The 22715-nt window shown below is 57.1% G+C and carries 26 protein-coding genes; 14 read left to right on the plus strand and 12 right to left on the minus strand.

What is annotated here, in order from left to right:
- Positions 1–276: 276 nt before the first annotated feature.
- The 3 genes from ACQY4Z_RS03860 to ACQY4Z_RS03870 form a co-directional block, all read right to left on the minus strand.
- Entirely contained in the window at positions 277–1101 is an 825-nt protein-coding gene (locus ACQY4Z_RS03860; RefSeq protein WP_428526823.1) for an MBL fold metallo-hydrolase, read from the minus strand.
- Between the two features lie 11 nt (positions 1102–1112).
- The gene (locus ACQY4Z_RS03865; protein ID WP_166672764.1) at positions 1113–1571 is read right to left on the minus strand and encodes a cyclic nucleotide-binding domain-containing protein; all 459 of its coding nucleotides are present in this window, start codon (positions 1569–1571) and stop codon (positions 1113–1115) included.
- 93 nt (positions 1572–1664) lie between these two features.
- The gene (locus tag ACQY4Z_RS03870) at positions 1665–4250 is read right to left on the minus strand and encodes an ABC transporter transmembrane domain-containing protein (RefSeq protein ID WP_428526826.1); all 2586 of its coding nucleotides are present in this window, start codon (positions 4248–4250) and stop codon (positions 1665–1667) included.
- Between the two features lie 230 nt (positions 4251–4480).
- On the opposite strand from ACQY4Z_RS03870, the gene ACQY4Z_RS03875 reads away from it, so the two are divergent.
- Genes ACQY4Z_RS03875 through ACQY4Z_RS03900 form a run of 6 tightly spaced genes read left to right on the plus strand, consistent with a single transcriptional unit; the run spans position 4481 to position 10396 of the window.
- Positions 4481–5698 (plus strand): glycosyltransferase family protein, encoded by a 1218-nt coding sequence (locus ACQY4Z_RS03875; RefSeq protein WP_306146592.1) that lies wholly within the window; start codon positions 4481–4483, stop codon positions 5696–5698.
- A 46-nt stretch (positions 5699–5744) separates the two neighbouring features.
- On the plus strand, positions 5745–6965 hold the full coding sequence (locus tag ACQY4Z_RS03880) for a glycosyltransferase family 4 protein (protein ID WP_428526828.1): 1221 nt from the start codon (positions 5745–5747) through the stop codon (positions 6963–6965).
- A gap of 26 nt (positions 6966–6991) precedes the next feature.
- Positions 6992–8137 (plus strand): glycosyltransferase family 4 protein, encoded by a 1146-nt coding sequence (locus ACQY4Z_RS03885; protein ID WP_428526830.1) that lies wholly within the window; start codon positions 6992–6994, stop codon positions 8135–8137.
- Positions 8138–8142: 5 nt separating this feature from the next.
- The gene (locus ACQY4Z_RS03890; protein WP_428526832.1) at positions 8143–9300 is read left to right on the plus strand and encodes a glycosyltransferase family protein; all 1158 of its coding nucleotides are present in this window, start codon (positions 8143–8145) and stop codon (positions 9298–9300) included.
- Entirely contained in the window at positions 9297–10094 is a 798-nt protein-coding gene (locus ACQY4Z_RS03895) for a polysaccharide deacetylase family protein (protein WP_428526834.1), read from the plus strand. Before ACQY4Z_RS03890 ends, ACQY4Z_RS03895 begins: the two co-directional genes overlap by 4 nt.
- Positions 10091–10396, plus strand: a complete 306-nt coding sequence (locus ACQY4Z_RS03900; RefSeq protein ID WP_428526836.1) for a DUF3088 domain-containing protein — start codon at positions 10091–10093, stop codon at positions 10394–10396. The genes ACQY4Z_RS03895 and ACQY4Z_RS03900 overlap by 4 nt, the downstream gene beginning before the upstream one ends.
- A 51-nt stretch (positions 10397–10447) precedes the next feature.
- On the opposite strand, the gene ACQY4Z_RS03905 is transcribed toward ACQY4Z_RS03900, so the two are convergent.
- The 3 genes from ACQY4Z_RS03905 to ACQY4Z_RS03915 all read right to left on the minus strand — a co-directional run bounded on the left by ACQY4Z_RS03905 (position 10448) and on the right by ACQY4Z_RS03915 (position 11846).
- Complete coding sequence (locus ACQY4Z_RS03905; protein ID WP_428526838.1) at positions 10448–10789, minus strand: hypothetical protein; 342 nt, start codon at positions 10787–10789, stop codon at positions 10448–10450.
- Entirely contained in the window at positions 10786–11100 is a 315-nt protein-coding gene (locus ACQY4Z_RS03910; protein WP_428526840.1) for a hypothetical protein, read from the minus strand. Before ACQY4Z_RS03910 ends, ACQY4Z_RS03905 begins: the two co-directional genes overlap by 4 nt.
- Before the next feature lie 248 nt (positions 11101–11348).
- A complete protein-coding gene (locus ACQY4Z_RS03915; RefSeq protein ID WP_428526842.1) occupies positions 11349–11846 on the minus strand; it encodes a peptide-methionine (S)-S-oxide reductase in 498 nt (165 codons plus the stop codon).
- Positions 11847–12063: 217 nt separating this feature from the next.
- On the opposite strand from ACQY4Z_RS03915, the gene nthA reads away from it, so the two are divergent.
- From nthA to ACQY4Z_RS03935, 4 genes are read left to right on the plus strand one after another with little or no spacing between them, the layout of a single operon-like run.
- Positions 12064–12702 (plus strand): nitrile hydratase subunit alpha, encoded by a 639-nt coding sequence (gene nthA / locus ACQY4Z_RS03920; protein WP_428526844.1) that lies wholly within the window; start codon positions 12064–12066, stop codon positions 12700–12702.
- Positions 12699–13358 (plus strand): nitrile hydratase subunit beta, encoded by a 660-nt coding sequence (nthB, locus tag ACQY4Z_RS03925; RefSeq protein WP_428526846.1) that lies wholly within the window; start codon positions 12699–12701, stop codon positions 13356–13358. The genes nthA and nthB overlap by 4 nt, the downstream gene beginning before the upstream one ends.
- Positions 13345–13698 (plus strand): nitrile hydratase accessory protein, encoded by a 354-nt coding sequence (locus tag ACQY4Z_RS03930; RefSeq protein WP_428526848.1) that lies wholly within the window; start codon positions 13345–13347, stop codon positions 13696–13698. Before nthB ends, ACQY4Z_RS03930 begins: the two co-directional genes overlap by 14 nt.
- Positions 13695–14156, plus strand: coding sequence for a methyltransferase family protein (locus ACQY4Z_RS03935; protein WP_428526850.1), 462 nt, complete (start codon positions 13695–13697; stop codon positions 14154–14156). The genes ACQY4Z_RS03930 and ACQY4Z_RS03935 overlap by 4 nt, the downstream gene beginning before the upstream one ends.
- 240 nt (positions 14157–14396) lie before the next feature.
- Here ACQY4Z_RS03935 and ACQY4Z_RS03940 read toward each other — a convergent pair whose 3' ends face one another.
- Entirely contained in the window at positions 14397–14825 is a 429-nt protein-coding gene (locus ACQY4Z_RS03940) for a hypothetical protein (RefSeq protein WP_428526852.1), read from the minus strand.
- 111 nt (positions 14826–14936) lie between these two features.
- Between ACQY4Z_RS03940 and ACQY4Z_RS03945 the strand changes: the two genes are divergently transcribed.
- Complete coding sequence (locus ACQY4Z_RS03945; protein WP_306146575.1) at positions 14937–15722, plus strand: helix-turn-helix domain-containing protein; 786 nt, start codon at positions 14937–14939, stop codon at positions 15720–15722.
- An 8-nt stretch (positions 15723–15730) separates the two neighbouring features.
- Here the strand turns inward: ACQY4Z_RS03945 and ACQY4Z_RS03950 are convergent, their stop codons facing one another.
- Positions 15731–16630 carry a LysR family transcriptional regulator gene (locus ACQY4Z_RS03950; protein ID WP_428526854.1) on the minus strand — a complete coding sequence of 300 codons (900 nt, stop codon included), beginning with the start codon at positions 16628–16630 and terminating at the stop codon, positions 15731–15733.
- Positions 16631–16669: 39 nt separating this feature from the next.
- Here ACQY4Z_RS03950 and ACQY4Z_RS03955 point away from each other — a divergent pair, with 39 nt between their 5' ends.
- A complete protein-coding gene (locus ACQY4Z_RS03955) occupies positions 16670–17008 on the plus strand; it encodes a DUF1330 domain-containing protein (protein ID WP_428526856.1) in 339 nt (112 codons plus the stop codon).
- A gap of 115 nt (positions 17009–17123) precedes the next feature.
- Here ACQY4Z_RS03955 and ACQY4Z_RS03960 read toward each other — a convergent pair whose 3' ends face one another.
- The gene (locus ACQY4Z_RS03960; protein ID WP_428526858.1) at positions 17124–17360 is read right to left on the minus strand and encodes a hypothetical protein; all 237 of its coding nucleotides are present in this window, start codon (positions 17358–17360) and stop codon (positions 17124–17126) included.
- A gap of 149 nt (positions 17361–17509) precedes the next feature.
- Here ACQY4Z_RS03960 and ACQY4Z_RS03965 point away from each other — a divergent pair, with 149 nt between their 5' ends.
- Together ACQY4Z_RS03965 and ACQY4Z_RS03970 are read left to right on the plus strand one after the other, a co-directional pair.
- Positions 17510–18883 (plus strand): tetratricopeptide repeat protein, encoded by a 1374-nt coding sequence (locus ACQY4Z_RS03965; RefSeq protein ID WP_428526860.1) that lies wholly within the window; start codon positions 17510–17512, stop codon positions 18881–18883.
- 92 nt (positions 18884–18975) lie between these two features.
- The gene (locus ACQY4Z_RS03970) at positions 18976–19572 is read left to right on the plus strand and encodes an SOUL family heme-binding protein (protein WP_428526862.1); all 597 of its coding nucleotides are present in this window, start codon (positions 18976–18978) and stop codon (positions 19570–19572) included.
- Between the two features lie 59 nt (positions 19573–19631).
- Here the strand turns inward: ACQY4Z_RS03970 and ACQY4Z_RS03975 are convergent, their stop codons facing one another.
- Genes ACQY4Z_RS03975 through ACQY4Z_RS03985 form a run of 3 tightly spaced genes read right to left on the minus strand, consistent with a single transcriptional unit; the run spans position 19632 to position 22492 of the window.
- On the minus strand, positions 19632–20228 hold the full coding sequence (locus ACQY4Z_RS03975) for a class I SAM-dependent methyltransferase (protein ID WP_428526864.1): 597 nt from the start codon (positions 20226–20228) through the stop codon (positions 19632–19634).
- Between the two features lie 60 nt (positions 20229–20288).
- Positions 20289–21470 (minus strand): ABC transporter permease, encoded by a 1182-nt coding sequence (locus ACQY4Z_RS03980; protein WP_428526866.1) that lies wholly within the window; start codon positions 21468–21470, stop codon positions 20289–20291.
- Positions 21467–22492, minus strand: a complete 1026-nt coding sequence (locus ACQY4Z_RS03985; RefSeq protein WP_428526868.1) for an ABC transporter permease — start codon at positions 22490–22492, stop codon at positions 21467–21469. The genes ACQY4Z_RS03980 and ACQY4Z_RS03985 overlap by 4 nt, the downstream gene beginning before the upstream one ends.
- Positions 22493–22715: the final 223 nt, after the last annotated feature.

A 22715-nucleotide genomic window follows, 5' to 3' on the forward strand; every position in this document is an offset into this window, starting at 1 on the left:
CTGCTGCGATATTATCAATGACACTTTTTCTATTGCATAGCCCATTTGGGTCATGCCGTCACATCTACCGTTGTATAAATTGAAGATGATCTCGTTGATCATGTAGCTGTTGAAGGGGCATTTCCCGAGGTTTCGTGGTCCCGGATTTCACTCGTGCTCCCACAGGCACGAAATCTGAAAAGTACGGATCACTTACTTGCAAGTCATATTGAGAAGTTGGCGGCCTTTTCGGCCGCCGTTTTTTTATTCGGACACGAACAATCAGAACGCCTGATTTTAGGGCGCCAGGATCATGCCCTCGCTAGCAACAAGAGTGCCGGGATGGGCCGCTTTTGCCGCAAGGCCAATTTCATCAAGGTCTTCGTCGGAGCGGGTCGGATCATGATGGAAGAGGACCGGCGTTTTAACCTTCGCAATTTTTGCTAGTTCCACGGCCTTCTGCCAGGTCGAATGGCCCCATCCCTTGAACTTCTCATATTCCGCATCGGTGTACATGGCATCGTAGATCATGACGTCTGCGCCTTCGACAAAGGCAGGCAGCGCCGCGTCAACGTCCGGATTTCCGTGTTCATGATCCGTGATGATGCAAATGGACTTGCCTTTGAAATCAAACCGATAGCCGCAGGCTCCACCAGGATGATTCAAGCGGATTGTCCGGATCACAAGTTCATCACGGCGCGGCAACACGTCTCCTGCCCGGAACGTCTTGAACTCCACGGCTTTCAAGGTCTTGGCAGCCACGGGGAAAATCGGCGGCGACATGATGCGGCTGACAATATCCATCAGGCATGTGTCGTCCTGGAAGTGACCGGCCCAGGCGGTTACAGAAAAATTCGGATCATAAGCGGGCTTGAAGAATGGCAAACCGCAGATGTGATCCAAATGCGTGTGCGTAAACAGGAGATCGAAAGATCTGGAGCCTGCAGAACAGAGATCCATCCCGAGGTTTCGGGCGCCGGAGCCGCAATCAATCAGAACCAGCGCATCTCCTGCCCGCAATTCAAAGCAGGAAGTTTCACCGCCATACCGCAGAGTTTTCTGGCCGGGTGTCGGTGTGGACCCGCGGACTCCCCAACAACGAAGCGAAAAATTCTCTGCCAACCTGCTACTCCCTACCCGCCACTGTTTCCTTGGCGGGCTTCAGCCAGATCCCGGGTCGTCCGTTCCAGACGCATCGCCAGGGTCCGCATCACCTCAAGAGAAATATCCGGAAACTCATTCAAAAGCTTTAAGAAATCGTCTTTGGATACCATCAGGACGTCCATGCTGTTGGCGGCAACCAGGGTTGCGGTCCTCGGAACGTCGCAGAGAATGGCGATCTCGCCGACGATCGAGTTCTCCGACACCTGGGCCACTTTTTTCTCCCCCGCAGGTGTGTTGACGAGAACGTCCGCGTCTCCGGACAAGATGATAAAGGCGCTGTCGCCCTCCTCACCTTGTGTGCAGAGGCGCTCACCGGTTTGAAACTCCGTCCGGTCACTGATGAATGCCAGCAAACGCAGTTTCGTGTCATCAATGCCGTGAAACAAAGGCACCTTTCGCAGTGCTTCGACTTCGGTTTCCAGCGTCACATTTGTCTCCATGAGCCGGTTGAGCGGCTCTTTTCGTGTTATTCCCCTTGGTACCGGCCTGTTCAGCCGTATGACTGCCTGTTCGGCTTATTATTATGTTTCACTCTCCGACAGCCGCCCCTGATCCAGGGTGTAGCGATGCTCGAATTCAGCGGCGATATCTGCGTTGGAAGTCCCGAACAGAAGCGTCCTTCCGGACAATATGCGCCTGAGGTTTTCGCGCAAGGCCTTGTCTTCCTCCGTCATACCGGTCGCGACATCATCGAGGATGGTTGTCGGCGCGTTTTTCAAGAGGCCGCGGACAAGCGTAATCCGCCGGCGCTGGCCCGCGGACAACCGCGACCCTGAAACGCCGACATGGAACCCAAAACCTGCAAAGATGATCGGTTGGCGGAGGCCGGTCTCTTCCACAATTGAGCGGATAACGGCGTCGATGCGCCGGCGCGCATCGCGCCGATCGACACGCGGACGGCCGAAGAGAAGATTGTCTTCAATCGTCAGCGGCGGCAGATAGACCTCCGGATCGAAGGCCAGGAATTCATCGTTGTCCTTGACGACGGTCTCGAGGAACTTTGCGCGGGCTGCAATGATTTCGGCCTTGAGTTCGTCGGTCATCACGCCCAAGCGGTGACGGGCTGGGACCAGTTTGAACGCGAGGCCCGTGAGGCGTGACTTGTCGTTTTCCGAGAGGCCGGGACGGGTTTGTCCTGACCGGGCAATGCGTACCATGCGCTCGAACTCGGGCAATTCTTCCTGCGTGATGAAGGAATAGGACCCAAGCAGGCCACTGCTGCCCGAAACGTTGGAGAAAAGCTCCAGCATGGTTTCTGCAATCTGGACCCCGATATCCTGTAGCTTTTTGTCGAATCCATTGCTCGACAGGAAGCTCTTCACAACCGGCAAATCCGGCACCTGATCCATCGTGATTTCCGCATCGGACGGCACGGCGAAGAACAGGTTGTCAGCAAGGCTGGCGCTGGCGTTGAAGGTGGACGGGTCCCAAAGCTCAACAAGGCCAGCGAGGGTCGGGTCAGCCGCAATCCTGGTGACCAACTCTTTGCGCACGTTCAAGATGCGTTCGGCGAACGTATCGTTCATGGACGGATCAAAACGCGACTGAAGACCGAGACGGTAGATATCCGCATCCAGCTGGACCGCGCCCAGCAGCTCAAGTGCCTTCAAATCAAGCGCATCGATATCGGTGACACCGGCCTTTTTGAGATCATGCCAGTCCGCGGCAAGGTCGTAGGACGGATTTTGGGTTTCGGCCGCCTCACTCAGACTGCGTTTGTAGACCTTCAGTTCCTCACCCGTGCGCTCGACTTTCGTCAACGGCCGGTGACGGAGGCCGTAATAAAGGTTCTCGCGGATCGTCCCGGTCCATACATGCACCGCGCCGCCGACATAGGCGATCTCCCGGCCAAGTGTGGAATCCGTCAGCTTGTCCAGATCGTGGTCTCCGATATAGACCTTGCCCGTCAAAGGCGAAACCAATCCGGCGGCGAGCTGCAACACTTCAGCCCGCCCGGAGCCATCCGGCCCCATCACCGCACAAGCCGTTCCCTCCGGTACCTTCAAGGTAATATCCGTCACCTCCTGGCCAGCCGCGCCGCCGGAGAAGGTGACGTTTTCAAACTTCACATCGCCTTTCAGATCCACGGTTTCATCATTGGTCAGCCGATCGGTGTCGTGAATGTCGACCGGGTCGAAGTTCTCAACAACGGTCTGATATTTGATGCCGACGTCAACCGTCATCTGGTAGTAGGCGAGCAGCTCTTTCCAAGGGCCAGCGAGGTCCTTGTAGGCCGCGATCACTGCAAGCAGAGCGCCCATGCTGAGGTCGCCTTGGATCACAAGATACCCGCCGATCATGTAGAAGAAGAACGGCGTCAGTTGGTTCATGAAGTTATTGAGAAACTTAATGAAATACTTCCGGTTATAAATTTCGTACCGGATCTTGAAGTTCTCGTAGAGGCGATCGGAGAGGTCTGCCGAGTGCCATGCGGACGCGTCGTTGGCATGGATTTCGGCAACGCCCGTGATCCCCTCACCCACCTTGTCGGCAATGACCCGGATGTTTTTCACGCGCTTACGGGAAAGCTGGGCGACCTTTCGCTGCAAGATCGGAATGATATAGCCCTGAACCGGATAGGACGCGACGGCTGCAAGGCCCAGCAAAGGGTCCTGCATGAAAATGAAGCCGAGCTGGACCACCAGCATGCCGCCCTGATAGGCGGGCAGAGAAAACGCCTCGCCGACGAAACCGCCAACATCTTCCACCTCTGACGTGATCATTGGAATGATCTCGCCGGAGCTCACTTTACGAAAATGCGGCAGCCGAAACCGCAAGACGCGCTGAAACAGTTCAAAGCGCAGACGGCGCAACATCCGTTCGCCGAGCCGTCCCTTGTAGACGTTGAGGTAGAATTTCAGACCGTTGGAAACGACGACCAGGAAAAGAAATGTGCAGCACAAAAGGATCAGATACGGGATCTGATCGAAGTCGAATCCGAAAAATGTCCGCGGAAAATTGTCCCCTTCCACGGCGTCGTTGATGATCAGTTTCGGCAGTTCAAGAAGGATGTAAATGACGGGATAGGTCAGCACCGTGACCATGAGAATGTAGATTTGCTGACGTGAGCTGTACTTCCAAATGAAGCTAAAAAGGCTTTTTTCCATCAGCTTATCCGACTTGGTCCGGCACAACATTACGGCAGGCGCGTTGGTGTTGATACACCAAAATACGATAAATTAACGCGCCAACCCTGATCGGTCCCTGCCACTTAATCTTTAAATCTTTGAACCGCTTCCTGTCGATAGTCATCCGATGATCTGATATCTGGACGTGACAACCGCGGCCCTTATGAGACATAAAGCCTGCGGGGCCGCATTACAATTCCAGGGGCAGTATGAGTTCCACGACACCGAAGATCCTGATTTACAGCCACGACTCGTTTGGGCTGGGACATCTCCGACGCTGCCGCGCAATTGCCCAATCCCTCGTTGGTGACTTCAGCACCCTGTCTGTCCTGATCCTGTCCGGCTCGCCGATCATCGGCAGCTTCGAGTTTCGCTCCCGCGTCGATTTCGTCCGCATTCCCGGTGTCATCAAGCTGCGCAACGGCGAATACACGCCGTTGTCCCTGCATATCAATATCGATCAGACCCTCGCGATCCGCTCCTCGATCATTGAGCACACAGCAGAAGTTTTTGATCCGGACATCTTCATTGTCGACAAGGAACCGACCGGCCTGCGCGGTGAAGTCCTCGGCACTCTGGAGGCCTTGAAGAAAACGGATACACGCCTCGTTCTCGGCTTGCGTGACGTCATGGACGACGCTGAGACACTCACTGAAGAATGGGATCGCAAGAACGTCTATCCGGCGCTGGAAAATCTCTATGACGAGATCTGGGTCTATGGACCTGAGGGCATTTGCAACCCCCTCGACGGCATGGACGTGTCGCCAACGATCACGAACAAACTTCGCTACACCGGCTACCTGCGGCGCAGCCTGCCGAAGTCGGCCGAAGACCAGCCTGCACCGGCGCCGTTTGAAGAAGAGCCTTACATCCTTGTGACGCCGGGCGGCGGGGGCGATGGCGTTGAAATGGTTGATTGGGTGATGCGCGCCTATGAGGCACGGCAACGCCCCCTGTTCCCAGCACTAATTGTGCTTGGCCCGTTCATGCCCGCTGCGGCAGCGGCCGATTTTACAGAACGCGCAGAACATCTTCGCGATGTGGAAGTGTTGCGGTTTACGCCGCAGATTGAGCCGTATCTCGCGAACGCGACGGCTATTGTTGGTATGGGCGGCTACAACACGTTTTGCGAGATCCTGTCCTTCGATAAACCAACTTTGATGGTTCCGCGTGTGGTGCCACGCCGAGAGCAGGCTATCCGGGCAGAGCGCGCCGAGCAGAGCAAACTATTGAAAGTTCTGCCGATTGAGCGGTATCCAGATGTCGATCTGATGGCCGAAGCCTTGTCGGAGTTGCCGCAAATGGCGCCGCCCAGCACGGCCGGTGTCGACAATCTGCTTGGCGGTCTCGATGCCATCGGCCAACGCGTTGGAGACATTTTCGCTGAACGGCAGGAAACGCTTGCCCCCAAGCTGGTAAACTTCTAACCGCTGCCCACGCCCCGTTTAATCCCGTCGATCCGAAGTCAACCAAATGTCCCGAATTGCTGTTGTGATGAAAGGCTATCCACGCCTTTCCGAAACCTTTATTGCCCAGGAAATTCTTGGCCTGGAACGCAGGGGCATCGACTTTCTGATCGTCGCGCTTCGCCAACCCTATGACCCTTACATTCATGACCTGCACCGCCAGATCTCGGCAGAGGTCATGTACTTGCCCGAATACGTGAAAGACGATCCGGGGCGCGTTGCCCGCGCCAAAAAGTGGGCAGAAGCGCAGCCGACCTATGAAGCGGCAAAAGCCCTGTTTGATGCAGATTTCGCCCGCGAAAGCAACGCCAACCGGCAACGCCGCTGGGCGCAGGGCTGCGTGTTTGCGCATGAGCTGCCCGAGGACATCACCTGGATCCACACCCATTATCTGCACACGCCTTGCTCTGCCTCGCGCTACGCGGCACATTTGTCTGGCCGTAGCTGGTCCTTTTCCGCCCATGCCAAGGACATCTGGACCAGCCCGGAATGGGATCTGCGAACGAAACTTGATGATGCTGAGTGGGGCGTGACCTGTACCGGCGTCAACGCGAAGTACCTGAAAAGCCTTTGCAGCAATCCGGACAAGGTTGAGCTGGTCTATCACGGACTGGATTTTTGCTGCTTTCCAATGCCGTCCGAGGAACCGTCCACAAACGATGGCAGCGGCGCTCCGGTTCAATTGATTTCCGTTGGCCGGGCGGTGGAAAAAAAGGGCTACAATGATCTTCTGACAGCCCTTTCGAAACTGCCCGAAGACCTCAACTGGCACTTCACGCATATCGGTGGCGGGGCACTTTCAGAGAAACTGAAGGAGCGCGCGGACCGTCTCGGGTTGTCCGAAAAGGTCACTTGGCGCGGAGCGCAACCGCGTGAGGTAGTCATCAGTTCCTGTCAGAAGGCGGACCTTTTTGTTCTGCCCTCCAAACTCACCAAATCCGGTGACCGGGACGGCATTCCGAACGTGCTGGTGGAAGCGCAATCGATGGGAATTTGCTGCCTGTCGACAAGCGTTTCGGCCATTCCGGAGCTGATCACCGATGGCGAGACCGGCCGCCTTGTGCCGCCCGCCAATCCGAAGACCCTTGCCAAGGCACTGGAAGACCTGATTAAAAATCCTGGGGAACGGGACCGGCTTGGCAAAGCGTCGGCCAACAATGTGCGGACCAACTTTGCGACCGAGCCAGGCCTCGATCATTTGGCGGAGAAATTCCGCAAGTTGTTGTAACGCATTATGAGATTTGAGGTCTTCACGTGAAGATCGCCTTCACAGCCCCGATGAAGCCGCTGGACGATCCAACGCCGTCCGGCGATCGCACCATGGGCCGTCTGATCGTGAAGGCGCTGGAGTTTGGCGGGCACAACGTCCGCACAGCAACCCGCTTTCGGGCCTGGCGCAAGGACGGCGGTGATGCCGAGCTTCTGTCCGTCAAATCGGCTGCCTTGCAAGAAGCAGAACGCGTTGGGGATGCCTGGGAAACCGAAGGCTACCGGCCGGACATTTTTCTGACCTATCACCTTTATCACAAGGCCCCGGACTGGATTGGACCAGCGCTGGCAGACCGGGTTGGCATTCCCTACGCCGTTATTGAGGCGAGCCGGGCGCGCAAACGGCGCACAGGCCCTTGGGCCATTGGATTTCAAGGGGCCGATGAAGCCTTGGCGCGCGCAGACGGGATCGCCGCTCTCCATGACTGGGACCGGGACCGGCTGCTGCCGTTTTTCGAGGAAACCGGAACAGATCCAGCGCAGCGCCTGCGCACGGTTCTGCCGTTTCTGGATCTTTCAGCATTTGCGGAACCACACTCAACACGGCCAATACCGCAGCCTCCTATAAAACTGCTGGCGGTCGGCATGATGCGCGAGGGTGACAAGACGGCGTCCTACGAGGTTCTGGCAGCTGCCCTCAGGCAGCTATCCGACCTGCCGTGGCATCTGACCATCATTGGCGATGGGCCGAACCGTGACGCGATTTTGGACCAGTTCCCCAAGGACAGAATTACCTGGCTCGGAGCCCTGCCGCCAGAACAGGTCATAGCTGAATATCCCAAACACGACCTCTTTGTCTGGCCCGCGATCCGCGAGAGCTTCGGCTTCGTGCTTTTGGAAGCCCAAGCCTCCGGCCTTGGCGTTGTTGCCGGCGATGCGCTTGGCGTACCGGAAATCGTGGCAAACGGCTCGACTGGCCTGCTTGCACCCGAAGGCGATGCGCCAGCCTTTTCTGAAAGACTGCGCCAACTGCTGACCGATCCGGAGCGGGTCCGGGCGTTTGGAGAAGCCGCAAGAGCCCGCATGATTGCCACGCATTCTCTGGATGCAGGCGCCGAGCGCCTTGACGCCTTTCTGAATTGCGCACTAGACCACTACAAACGCTCGTCCGACCGATCCGGGGATCTTTGATCATCATGCCGCTGACTGCTTTCATCTATGTCCAACATCTTCTGGGGACGGGCCATGTGGTCCGGGCAACGGCGATCGGCAAGAAACTCGCGGAGAGGGGCGTGGACGTGACGCTCGCTTCCGGCAACCAGATCCCGCCGACACTGGATGTCGAAGGGCTGGAGATTCTGGAACTTCCCGGCGCCAAGACGGCAAATGCGGAGTTTTCCCGGCTGATCACCTTGGAGGGCAAGGATCTGGACGATGACTGGCGCGCCATGCGCACAGCCGAAACGCTGAAGGCCTTTGGTGCCAAGCCCTACGATCTTCTTCTGACCGAGACCTATCCCTTTGGCCGCCGGCAGTTCGAGTTCGAGCTCTCGGTCCTGATGGACACGGCCAAGGCGCGAGCTAACCCGCCCATCATCTCAAGCTCCATCCGCGACATTCTGGTCCCCAAGCAGCAGCTCTGGAAAGAAGAATGGATGGCTGACAAGGCGCGCGACTATTTCGACAAGGTGCTGATCCACGCCGACCCGGATTTCATCACTCTGGCCGACAGTTTCCCGTTTGCCCACAAGATCGAGGATCTTCTGGCCTACACCGGCTATGTCGTGCGCGAGGGCGATCGCCCCGAGCCGCCGGAAGGCGACGGCGAGGACGAGGTTGTTGTCTCCTGTGGCGGCGGGGCCATGTCCGAAAGCCTCTTGAGCGCCGCCATTGATGCCCGTCCCCTGTCCCGGCGCTCTGAAGACTGCACCTGGCGGGTGCTCGCCGGTCACAATGTGCCGGAAGACGAGTTTCAGGCCTACAAGGCCCGCGCGGGCGAAGGGGTCATCGTGGAACGGGCAAGGCCCGATTTTCCGGGCCTTTTGAACCGCGCACGGCTGTCGATCAGTCAGGGCGGCTACAATACCGTTCTCGATGTTCTGGAAGCTGGGGTTCCCTCCGTGATCGTCCCGTTTGCACTTGCAACGGAAACCGAACAGGAGCAGCGCGCGAAGGCCCTTGCGAACCATGGCCGCGTTGTCGTCGCCAGCGAGGACATGCTGACACCAGAACGGCTGGCAGCGGCGGCAGACGATGCGTTGGCCTTGCCGCGCAGTTCGCACAAGGTGCTTCTGGGCGGTGCGGACCGCAGCGCGGACATTCTGATGGATTTGCTCAAGGCACGCAGCGCATGAGCTCGGAGCTTGATCGCTTCAAGGCCTCTCTGACCACTCACCTCGATTGGTTTGCCGAACGTGGCCGCAAGGTCCGGTTCTGGTGGCGCGATGATGATGCGATTGAGCCGACACCGCAGCTGGAGCAGTTACTCCATCTTGCCAATACCCACGATGTCGATGTTGCCCTTGCGGTGATCCCGAAACAGGCAACTGCGGCCTTGGCGGACCGGCTGAAGGACGAACGCCACGCCCCGGTTCTGCAACACGGCTGGCAACACAAGAACTTCCAGCGCAAGGATTTGGGCGAGCGGGCCGCCGAGCTTGGCTTCCGCCGTGATCTTGATGAACTCGGTGCACAACTGACTGAAGGCAAGGCCAAGCTGGAAGAGCTCTTTGGTGAGAAATTCATTCCAGCCATCGTACCGCCCTGGAACCGGATCGCCCCGGACGTCTCACGCGCCTTGCCCGGCCTCGGCCTGCCGGGCCTGTCCACGTTCACCTGGCACAATTTCCCGAAGGCCCGTCAGGTTCAGTGCCACGTCGACATCATCAAGTGGAAAAAACAAGTCCGGTTCATCGGCTGGGGCAGCGCCTTCCGCAAGTTCGATCTGGAGCTCTGCCGCCGCCGGACCAACCCGGACGAACCCCTTGGCCTCCTGACCCACCACCTTGTCCATGACGCGGGCTGCTGGGATTTCTTGCACGAGTTCCTCACCATTGCCGCGCATCACCCGGGGGCCGAATGGCCAGAGGTGAAAGATCTGTTTGGCTGCACTCCTGTAACCGAACCACCCAAGAGCTCTGCCGCATGACCGACACGCTGTACCTGTTGACCCCTGGCTTTGAAGATCCGGCCTATCCGGACACAACCTTCTACTGCTGGCACTGCGCTTTGATGGAAGGGGTGCTGGCGTCCTTCCCCGAACTTGGAGCGGAGCTGGACGTCAAACGCATCGCCTGGCCCCACCCGAGGACGGAGCTCGTTGAACTGTTGGGCGAAGAAAACCAGAGCCTGCCGGTGCTGATCCTGGACGACGGCGGTTTCATCGACGACAAGGATTCCATTCTGGAAGCGCTCTCAGAACGTCACGGATTTCCCGAGCCTCATCCTTGAAGCGCCCGTCATTCGGCCAGAGCAGCCCGGATCGACAGGAGATGACTTGTATCAGGGAACAACAACAATAGGAAAACCTTCACCATGAAGTGTCATTGCTTCAGGACCGTTGAACGCCTCATCGTCCAATCTCACAGTAAGCCGTCGTGCATCAGAGAATATAAATACAAATGCCTTGGGATCATTTGTATCTATGCGGCTGATTGCGAGACCTTCAAAATTCTTGACGCAACCAGCTGAAATTTCGTATACATTATGAGTGTTTATAATAGTTCGATCAGATAAATACAGCTGCAAATAATCGTGAACGGACAAAGTATCCGCCACCGTTTCACCGATTATTGATTTCAAAATACTTGGCTGAACAGAAGTTTCACTGATTGAATCATTCATACCTTCGCCACCCTCAACTCATAGACACTCCAGTCAGCAGGGTCTTCTTCGACGGACAGAACCGCCGTTTTGTTGATTTGCCGGGCGGTTTCAGGATCTCCGGACATGATATTTTTGTCGAAACAGGACGCTGTCTTAAGCATGTAGGACCCATCAGGATACAACGGTCCGCCCTCCATGCCGTAGACCTGAAGGCCGTGTTCGTCGAGTTGTTTAAGGATCTCCAATACTGCGGATCGCTGGATCAAAACATTCCCGGGGCATCCTCGAGTGAAGAACTCAGATGCAGCGTCAATAACTTCTCGTGACATTCAAAGTGCCTTGCAACGACTAATGATGATCGAACAACCGAATCCAGAAGAATGACTAGGCATGCTGCGACCACCTAGCACTCTTTCAAAGTTTAGGAAACGGTATGGATCACCGGGTCAAGCCCGGCAATCCATGCTGTGACGGCTGCAACGATTTCGGGCCTCACTCAGACACTCGGCAGATGCGATCACCCTGTCGGCATTTGGATGTACGATAGTGGCTCCGGCTTTAATGAATCCGTATTCCCCTACTCCGCAGCCTCCCCGTCCTTGCGCAGGAGGGCGGCGTAGTCGCGTCTTAAAAGACTGAGTTTTGGGTCGATGTAGGTCTTGCAGAACGGGCGCTCGGGGCCGTTCAGGTAGTAGTTCTGAAACCGCTCGTCAGACGCCTTGAAGGCCGACAAAGTGAGCACCTTGGCGACCAGCGGTTCGTCAAAATGCTTCTGGAGGTCGTGCAGGATTTGAGCAACACGCACGCCGGTGCCCGCATCATAAGTATAGACTGCGCTGCGGTATTTGCCGCGCATCTTGTGGTGAGAGGTGGCCGAGTGGGTCCGCAGATGAACCTCGATCAGCACATCCATCGGCAACGCCACCGGATCGAAGGTGACCAGTACAGCTTCCGACCAGGCATGGTTGGGCGGGTCTGAGCGGACAAAGCCCTGCTCGACATTCGAAATCCCGGCAAGGGTCTGAAAGACGGCCTCGGTGCACCAGTGGCACCCGCCGCCGAGCCCGAGTTTCATTGAGGTCTCCCCAGTGTCTGCAATTGTTCCGTCTCCCGTATGACGGCCACTTTGCCGGGGAAAAGGAGAAACGCAAAATGCCATGACGAAGTTGCCCCCAATCGAGATCCTCGAATTTTGATTGATGCCCTCTTGGCGCTCTCCGTCTACCGCCTTAAGCTCAAGATCCAACGCCGGAATTTCCATCGGCAAAGCATCACAATTTTACGGAGCCCTCATGGCGCACAATCACGACCATGACCACGATCACGACCATTCCGAACTCTCGGAAATCGAACTCCGGGTGCGGGCGCTGGAAACGCTTCTGACGGAAAAGGGCTACATCGATCCGCCCGCCCTTGATGAGCTGATCGAGACCTATGAGACCAAGATCGGCCCCAAGAATGGTGCGCAGGTGGTCGCCCGGGCCTGGTCGGATCCGGCGTATCTGGAGTGCTTGCGCGCAGATGCCACCGCTGCAATTGCCGAGTTCGGCTTTACCGGCCGGCAAGGCGAACACATGGTTGTGGTCGAAAATACCGCCAACACCCACAACATGGTCGTCTGCACCTTGTGCTCCTGTTACCCGTGGACGGTGCTTGGCCTGCCCCCAGTCTGGTACAAATCCGCGCCTTACCGCTCCCGAGCCGTGCGCGATCCGCGTGGCGTTCTTCTCGAATTCGGCGTCAGCTTGCCAGAGGGCAAGGAGATCCGAGTCTGGGATTCCACCGCTGAAATCCGCTATCTCGTGATCCCCGAACGCCCTTCCGGAACCGACGGCTGGTCCGAAGAGCAACTGGCAGAACTCGTCACCCGCGACAGTATGATTGGCACCGGGCTTGCCCTTCAGCCGTCTGAACTGGAGGCGGCCCAATGAACGGTGCACAGGATCTCGGCGGACAAATGGGGTTCGGGCCGATCGAGCTGGAGGACAACGAACCGAATTTTCATGCCAAGTGGGAAGAGCGAGCCTTTGCGATCACACTTGCCATGGGCGGGACAGGGAGTTGGAACATTGACACCTCACGCCATGCCCGCGAAACCCTGCCGCCGCCGATCTACCTCACCTCCAGTTACTATGAGATCTGGACTCGAGGCCTCGAAAAGCTTTGTCTCGACAAGGACCTGATCACGGAAGGCGAGTTGAAGACCGGCCACATGGAAGAGCCGGCCAAGCCTGTCAAACAGGTGCTTACGGCGGACAAAGTGGCCGCAGCCCTTGCCAAGGGGGGCCCTGCGGACAGACCGGAACAGCAACCGGCCCGATTCAAGGTGGGCGACAGGATCCGCACCAAGCGGATGCACCCGGAAGGCCATACCCGCCTGCCCCGCTATGCCCGCGACACTGTTGGCGTCATCGAGGCCGTGCATGGTGTTCACGTTTTCCCGGACTCCAACGCCCATGGGCGCGGCGAACAACCGACCTGGCTCTACGGGGTGCTGTTTAAGGGAACCGACATCTGGGGGCCGGACAGCGATCCGGGCCTCACCCTGCGCATCGATCTGTGGGAGCCCTATCTTGACCTTGCCTGATCCCGTGCTTGCGACGCCGAAACTGCCGCTCGATCAGGATGGCGGGCCGGTCTTTTCCGAGCCTTGGGAGGCCCGCGTCTTTGCAATGACAGTGAAAGCACATGAAACCGGTATGTTTTCCTGGAATGAATGGGCCGAAACCCTTGGGGCAGAGCTGGCAAAAGACGGTGACGGCAGCGGCACGTCCCTTGGCTACTATGATCACTGGCTGAACGCCTTTGAAACGTTGCTGAACCGCAAGGGGATCGCCGCGGCCGACCAACTGCAGGGATTGCGCGATGCTTGGGATCAGGCTGCACGGACTACGCCACATGGCGAGCCAATTGAGCTGAAGAGGTGAATGCCTTGGAACTAAAAGTCCCGCCGCCGGTCGTTTTCCTTGTCTGCCTCGGATTTCTTTACGCCGGACACATCGTCTTGCCGTTTGCCTCCGTCGCACCGCCGTTCAACACACCGATTGCTCTGATCATTATCTTGGTCGGCGGCCTCCTGGGTGCTCAAGCTGTCCTGGCGTTTATAAAGGCCAAGACCACCGTGCACCCGATGCACCCGGAAGAGGCCTCCGCTCTTGTGACCAGCGGATTTTATCGCATCAGCCGGAACCCGATGTATCTGGGACTTCTGCTGTTTCTGCTTGCAGCCGGGATCTATTGGGGCACATTGACCCTGATTGCGGTCGGCCCGCTTTTCATCTGGTATATGACCGAGTTTCAGATCAAACCCGAAGAAACGCGGCTGGCAGACAAGTTCGGCGAAGACTATCTGGACTATCTCACCAAGGTCCGCCGCTGGATCTGATCAAGGCCGCAGGGATCTGCGGCCAAGGCGGGTTGAGAAACATTTTTCAACAGTCTGCACCCTTGCTGCACCGGCGTTAAGCCGGTGCCAACTATCGAACATGACCCTGTTTTCGAAATAGTATCAGTAATCTCGATCCCGGATCTCCGCTTCACTGCGTCCGGGAATGCGCCTTTGGCAGGTTGGTTGGCCTCGTTGGCCGCAGGGATCTGCGGCCCGGTCAACTTGTCTAGTCAAACGTCATGCATCGGCGCGTTGGTAGCGATGCGCCGGTGTTGAGAGTTTGCGCGCCGCCAGAAACTCGGCCACAGCAAAATCCGCAACGATCAGTGCGATGCCGGCAACGATGTACCAGCCGGTTACTGTGAAAGCCGCCGCAAACTCCAAAAGAATGACGGCACTTGCAAGCACCCATGCCGCATCCAGGGCCGCAAACAGATAGAGCCGTTGTGCCATTCGAGCCGTGTCCCGGCTGGCCCAAAGGAGAACCGCAGCGGTCGCCACCAAACTGGCCCCAAAGGCAAGTGCTCCGGTAAACAACCAGCTGCCGGAAGTTTTGAACATCAAATCTGTCAAGACGCTCGGCAACATGATCAGGGCAAAGCCGCAGGCCGCGCAAAAAAAGGCATTTGCGGCCAAAACGCGTTTTCCAAATTGTTCTGCAGTCATTTTTCAAGTCTCCTGTGAGCGTGTACGCCCCTAAGGATGCCGAAGCCGTGACTGATCTCAATTACCTTAGAGGTAATGGACAAGCCGCCGACATGCCGGAATAGTCAGGCCATGACACAGACAGCCTCGAAGTTTCCCGAACTCCTGAAAACCTGGCGATCGCGGCGGCGGCTCAGCCAACTTGACCTTGCTCTGGAAGCCGGGCTTTCCCAGCGTCACATCAGTTTTCTGGAAACCGGCCGGTCAAAACCCAGTCGAATGGCCATCTCGCAACTTGGCTTGGCGCTTGGCATGCCGGTCGCGGAGGTGGATACGATGCTGGTGTCTGCCGGATATGCGGCCCCCTCGATGGACCAGAGATGGAGCGCAGAAACCCGCGCGGCGGTCCAGGCGTCAATCGATCATGTTCTGACCGGTCACGAACCCTTTCCTGCCTTCAGTGTCGACCGCATCTGGACAGTGCAAAAGGCCAATCTCTCGGCACAGTCCTTTTTTGCGTTTCTCGGAAACACCACCGAGATGAATATCCTGCGAGCCATATTAAGCCCTGGACCGGTCAGGGACCGTCTGCGAAATTGGACCGACAGCGCCCGGGCGCTGATGCGGATCGTTGAGATGGAGGCCGCCCGGCGGCCGAATGATCAGGAAGCCCAGGACCTTTTGAAGGACCTCTTGGATTTGCCCGGTGTCCGAGCGGCGATGGAGGCCGTTCCTGATGGCCCGCCTGAGCCGGTTCTTGCCCTCAAGATCGATGTTGACGGCGCGGAGCTCAGCCTGTTTTCCATGATCGCGACCATCGGAATGAGTTCCGATGCCGCTCTCGATGACATCCGGATCGAAACACTTTTACCGGCGGATGATGCGACACGAACCTGGTTTCTTGCGCGAGCTCACTGACCCGCTCATCAGTCACCTTCATAGAAGTGGCTCTTTTTGACGAACGCATCTGCCGCAAAACGCATGAATGCCCGGATACGGGCAACATTCTTTAGGTCCGGGTGCGTCAACAACCAGATATCGAGATAATGCTCGGGTTCCAGACCGGGAACACGCATCAGATCCGGATCCGGATCGCCCATAAAGCACGGCATGTGGACCATGCCGAGTCCTGCGCGGGCAGCTGCGTGGGCCGCGATCATGTCATCAGCCATGACGCTCACAAAGGAATTCGGAAATCGGGCGAGAATGCGCTTGGGCACGCTTTGCGAGGCCCATTTGAAAACGAGACATCCGATCTCGGCGTTTGACGGATTGGCCGCAAGCGACTCTCCGAATTGGCGCGCATAGTCCATTGAGATGTAATAGGTCCGCTTTTGACGGGTTGCGAGCCGGCCAAACAAGGCTTCGTCCGGCCTGTTGGTCACCCGGACCGCCACATCCGCCTCGCGCCGGTGAAGGCTCAGGATCTCGTTGGCCGCAATCATCTCCATCTGGATCCGGGGATGTTTCTCGGCAAAAGCCTTCATGATGTCAGCAAGCTGAACCTGGAACATCAATTGCGGCGCGGTGATGCGAAGCGGTCCTTCCAGTTCCGCGTCTTGCGCTGTGATGCTGGTATCGAGCGCCAGCATTTCGCGCTCCACACGTCCAGCAACAATTAAAGCCTCCTGCCCGGCCGCTGTCGGCAGGAACCCCTCGGGTATCCGCTCAAACAATCTCGTACCAAGCTCTGCTTCCAGGCTTGCAAGGCGCCGTGAAACGGTCGAATGGGTAACCTTCAAACCGCGCGCTGCTTTGGTGATGTTCCCGGCCTTGGCAATCGCCAGAACAAATTTCAGGTCATCCCACTTTTCCATGGTGTGCATTTTTGCACATCATGCGTCTGCAATTGAAGAATTTTTATCATGACCGATGGTTCTTATGTTGTGCGTGTCGCAATCAAAGGAGACTTTCTCATGACCACCCACGCCCTTGCCATGATCACAATCACCGACCGGGAGCTCCTTGGCGCCTATCGTGAAAAGGCCCCGGCGGCGCTCGCCAGACATGGCGGTGCCCTGGTAACCGTTGATCCGGAGCCGATCGTCCTTGAGGCCGCTGGAGACGCGCCCAATATCGCTGCACTTCTATCGTTCCCGGATGCGGATGCAGCAAAAGCATGGATCAACGACCCCGATCTCGCCGATGTGCATGCCCTGCGGAACGAGGGTGGCAGATCCACGATTGTCGTGATCCCGAACTAGAAAGTTTGGAAACAAATGATAAATGCCGAGCATCTGCAGTGACGCAGATGCCCGGCAGTCATCTCAGGAGGAATGCGTTTGTCAGGATGGGGCCACAATCGCACTTTTCTGTTTTTCAGCTCAAGTCTAGTTTTTGCCTGATTTCCTGAGCCAGAGCTTCCATAGTCTTCAGCACATCCTGCTTCAGGTTGCTCGACATGAATGCAATGTTGTCTTCCGCCGTTTCTAGGTCCTTAGCGAGCCGGGCAAGGTCTGAACAAATCTCCTCAATCTCCGGATTGGCCGCACAGTTTTCCAAAATAATGGGCCAATCTTCGGGAAACCACGATTTGATCTGCTCCGCATATGACATGAGCCGCCGGAATCTCCTGTGTGGAGCAAGATCGCGGTGTACAACCCATAAGACAAGTGAAACACGGTGACATAAACCGTGACGCGAAACTGCCGCTACGTTATTTTCTATTGTTACTCAACGCCGTTTGATGCAAACATATCGCTATAATGGCAAAGAATGACCCCACAATTGATCCCAGTGAATTTCACGGTGACTCGGCGCAGATTCTGTCAGCTTTGTCGGAGATCCTGGCGAGCGCCACCTTTTGGAACGCGGATCGACTCAAGAGTTTCCTGGAATATGTCGTCCTTGAAACCGTTCACGGGCGCGGCGATGGCATCCGGGGGAAAACCATCGCTCAGGATGTTTATGGGCGGCGTGCCGAGACGGACGGGGACCCTGAAAATGTCGTGAGGGTCGACGCGCGCCGGCTCCGCCGACGGCTTGCCGAGTATTATGAGGATGAAGGCCGGGATGCGAAGGTGCGCATCCATATTGACAGTGGCGGATACACGCCGCGGTTCGAAACTGTCTCCGATGCAACGTCCATCGAAATCGACGACCCGTCACCCGCTCCCGGCCCTCTCCTCCCCGATCAACCGCAGCGACATCGCGCACTGCCATACTGGGTGGCAGGAGCAGCGCTCTTAATGCTGACGGCCTTCGGCGCAACGTTTTTCATCTATGGGTTTCACACTCATTCGAGTGAGATCAGCGCGTCTTCGGGCAGGTTGGTTGAGAGGCAAGCCATCCTGGAGAAGTCTCCGGCTGCGCTGCAAGCCGTCAATATGGCGGAGCAGGCGCGCGATCTCATTTTTCCGATCTTCGACGTTGAGCGGCAGCGGCTGTCGCTCGGTTTTTTCAAAGAAGCTATCCGCCTCGACCCGGACTATGCGGGGGGGTATGCGGGCGCGGCCCAGACCACCGGTACACTTGCTTTGCTGAGCCCGGCCGGCGATCAGAAGGAAACGTTTAAAACCCAAGCGCGCTCTTATGCGGACAAGGCCGTGGCGCTGGATCCGACCGATCCCTGGTCGCAGTCTGCCGCCTCTTGGGCCGCCATGGCGAAAGGGGACTATGCAGAAGCAAGCCGGCTGTCGGCGCGGGCAAATGCAATGGCGCCAGCGGATCTTCATATTCTTGAGATTTATGGCACGGTGGCCCTGGCAAATGGTGACTTCCAGCTGGCGCTGGACCTGTCTCGGCCCCTCATTGAGGCTCAAGAGAAACTCCACCGCACCGCGAACCGGAATGTCTATGCAGTCGCCAACTTCTTTCTTGGCAACTACGCTGAAACCCTTCAGGCACTTCAGATTGCAGCCGAACAAGGGGAGCCCGTCAGCTCTGGCATGCTGGCCTTCAAGATTGCCGCACACCAAGCCCTGGGCCAAACCGAGACGGCACAAAGACATGCCAAAATCCTGATGGATACCTGGCCAATTCCGATCGACGAGGTCATTGCGCGCATCATGCGGGACCCAGCCCACCCGGACCGAGTGGCCGGCTACCTCAAACAGGCCGGATGGTCACCTCCGGACTGAGAATAGGATCGTTTCTACTCGTTCAGAGCGGATTGCCGGTTCGGCACCCATCAATAAGTGGTCCTTTCCAGCGCGCTGCGCGTAAACGGTCCATGCTGAAGTATTTTGCAATCACGCTTGGCACACTCCTTCTACTCGGTGGTATCGGAACACTGCTCTGGTCCAACATGTCGAGGTTTTTGGAGCAGCCACAATTCACACTGGTTGCGTCCCACGGTCCAATCGAAATCCGGAAATACAAATCAGCGGCCGCTGCAGAGGTCACAGTCCTGGGTGACCGGGACGAAGCGGCCCGCGACGCATTCCGAATCCTGTTCAGCTACATCTCGGGAAACAACGGAGCGGCCGACAAGATCTCGATGACAGCACCCGTCATCCAAAGCCCAACGAATGCGGAAAGCTGGACGGTCGCGTTCTATCTGCCGTCCGATTTTTCACCAGAAACTGCGCCGAAGCCAGAGGATTCTAGGGTTTCCATAGTCCCGATCTCGGATGCGACGGTTGCGACGATTCGGTTTTCCGGGCGATGGTCTCCGCAGAACCTGAAAGAGCATCAGACAAGACTTGAAGCGTTCTTGCAAGAAGAAGGGCTCACGGCCCTGGGGCCGCCAACCTTTGCGTTTTTCAACGATCCGTTGACCCCGCCACCCTTCCGGCGCAACGAGGTGCAGATCCGGATCTCCGGATAGCAAAAGAGCCGCCCCTGTTTCCGAGAGCGGCTCTCGTTTCTGAACATATGGGATCCGGATCAGGCGACCGGTTTCACCAACCGCATACGCCAGGTCACACTGCCCTTTTTGTCGGACGTCAGCCGATAATCATCGAGCACGTCCCATTTGCTCGCATCATCCGTGGCATCCCACAGCTTCTCAATGAGCTTGTTGGCACCGGAGTTCGGTTTGTTCGGAGAGTACATCGACAGCGCGATTACGCCGTCGTCCTTGAGGTACGGTAGGTAACGCTCAACAACGGCCGCCGGATCTTCGGCAAAGTGAAGAACCTCATTGAAGACAATCGCTGAGAACCGTTCATTTGCTTCCGGTTCAAAGGTGTGCATGTCGCCAGCGCGCAAGGACGCGATTTCCGGATCGACATTGGCAATCTTGAGAGACGCCGGAGACAGATCCATGCCGACGTACCGCTTGACGCCCATCGGCTGGAGCCGTTCATAGAGCAGCCCTTCCCCGCAACCGATGTCCAGCACCTCTTCAATCGAGTTGGTCAGGTTGAGCCACATGCCGATAATGCCGTACCGGCCGCTTTCTGGAAGTGACCGCAAAAAGGCCCAGCGCCCAGCGACGTATTCCTCATCCCAGCCTTCGGCGGTACTCGCATTGTTTGACATGATTGCTCCAATAGACCGGGCGGACCCTTTAGGCCCGCCGCATAATAATTTATCTCGTGATCACTTATAGGGATCAGCCGCGTCGCGCAAACCATCACCGAGGAAATTGAAGGCCAAAACCACAATGATAATCGGGATCACCGGTGCCATCAGCCAAGGATAGACGGTTACGACAGAAATGTTTTGCGCCTCGTTCAGAAGAACGCCCCAGGAGATGGCCGGCCTTCGAAGTCCGAGGTTGAGGAAGGACAGAGCCGTCTCGCCAAGGATCATTGCCGGGATCGACAGGCTGGCCGAGGCAATGATGTGGCTGGTGAAGCCGGGCAGAAGGTGACGCGTGATGATCCGCTTTGGCTTGGCCCCCATCATCACCGCAGCCTTGGCGTATTCTTCTTCGCGGAGAGACAGAAGTTTCGATCGGACGGCACGCGCAAGCCCTGGCCAATCGAGCAGCCCAAGGATGATCGTGAGGCCGAAATAGACCCAGACAGGGCTCCAGGTTACGGGCAAGGCCGCAGACAAGGCCATCCAGAGCGGCAACTCGGGAAGCGACCGCATGATTTCGATCAGCCGCTGGATGAGCGTGTCCGCGATACCGCCGAAGTAGCCGGCAATGCCGCCAAAGAACAGGCCAAGCACAATGGAGATGGTGACGCCAACCAAGCCGATCGTCAGCGACAGCCGCGCACCATAAACCAGTCCTGAGAACTGATCCCGGCCCAACCGATCGGTCCCGAGGAGAAATGCCGTGCCGCCGTCAGCTGGGCAAAACAGATGGAACGTTGCCGGGAACAAACCCCAGAACTCGTAGTCGTCCCCTGAACAGAAGAAGCGGAGTGGCTGCACTTTTTCCAGATCAGGAGAATACTCCCACTGGAGCGTTTCCATATTGATTTCAGATTTCAGTCCATAAACGAAGGGCCCGACGAACTCGCCTTCATGGAACAGATGCAATGGCTGCGGCGGAGCATAAAGATGATAACTGTCCCGCGTGTTTGGCGAATAGGGAGCAATCACCTCCGCGAACGGAACGCACAGGTAAAAAATCAGGAGAATAACGCCAGACCAAACAGCCAGTTTGTGGCGCTTGAACTTCCACCACATGATTTGCCATTGGGAGGCTTGGTAGAACCGCTCCTGTTCCGGACTCAGCTCTTCGACCACTGCCGGATTGAACGGCTCGGGATCCACATAATGCTCGACGTCGTTCACTGGTTTCTTGGTGTTGAGGTCGTCGCTCATGACGAGGCCCTCCCGCCGAGACGAATTCTTGGGTCAAGCACCGCCAGCAGCAGATCAGAAATCAACATGCCGATCAGGGTCAGGACGGCGACAAAGAGAAGCACGAATCCGGCAAGGAACTGATCCTGAGACTGCAGCGCGGACAGAAGGACCGGGCCGACGGTCGGCAAACTCATCACGACCGATACGATCACCGAACCGGACACCAGCGAGGGAATAAGGTTGCCGATGTCTGCGATGAACGGATTGATCGCCATCCGCAGCGGATATTTGACCAGGAGCTGGCCTTCTTTGAGGCCCTTTGCCCTTCCGGTCGTCACATACTGCTTGTGCAATTCATCGAGCAGGTTGGCCCTCAGGCGCCGGATCATGCCGGCCGTTCCCGACGTCCCGATCACGATGGTCGGCACAATAAGGTGTGCCAGAACTGACATCGCCTTGTCGAAACTCCAGGGCTGATCGATGTACTCCGGCGCCATCAACCCGCCGACGGCCAGGCCAAACCACTGATTGAAGAAATACAGGAGGATCAGCGCGAGCAGAAAGTTTGGTGTGGCAAGGCCAACATATCCGATGAAGGTGAAACCATAATCGCCCCAGGAGTACTGCCGCGTCGCTGAATAGATCCCGATCGGAAAGGACACAACGTAGACGAACAGGATGGTCGCGAAATTGAGCACAATTGTCAGCGGCAAAGTCGGTCCAACAACATCCGCCACCGGCTTGTCGAACTCAAACGACCATCCCCAGTTGCCCTGCAGCAGTCCATCCAAACCGTGTGGTCCGGGCCAAAGGCCCACCCAGATCAGGTACCGCTCGAAAAACGGACGGTCGAGGGAAAACTCTTTGCGGAGGAACTCCAGTTTCGCAATAGACGATTGCTCGCCGGACGTTTTCAGCGCGGCGATCTGGTTCGAAATGTAATCGCCCGTCGGCAACTCGATGATGAAGAACACCAGAAAGCTGATCACGAACAATGTCGGGATCATCATCAAGATCCGGCGCAGAATGTAATACAGCACCTAATTTCCCCTCAGCCTCGGATCTTCCGCTTCATGGCTCCGAAAAGTTTCGGGAGCCGGGCGACGCTGAAGACCCAAATGCCATACCAGCAGAAAGCCACACTGCCGGTTATTGAAGCGGCTCGTAGCCAACGGTGCTTCAATAACTCCGCTGGCTCTCTCTTGCCGCCTCCAACTATCGGAACAGCGCTCTATTCTTGCGCTGTTCTCGACCGGGTCGGTT

The sequence above is a fragment of the Roseibium sp. genome (assembly GCF_965276855.1).
Taxonomy (GTDB): domain Bacteria; phylum Pseudomonadota; class Alphaproteobacteria; order Rhizobiales; family Stappiaceae; genus Roseibium.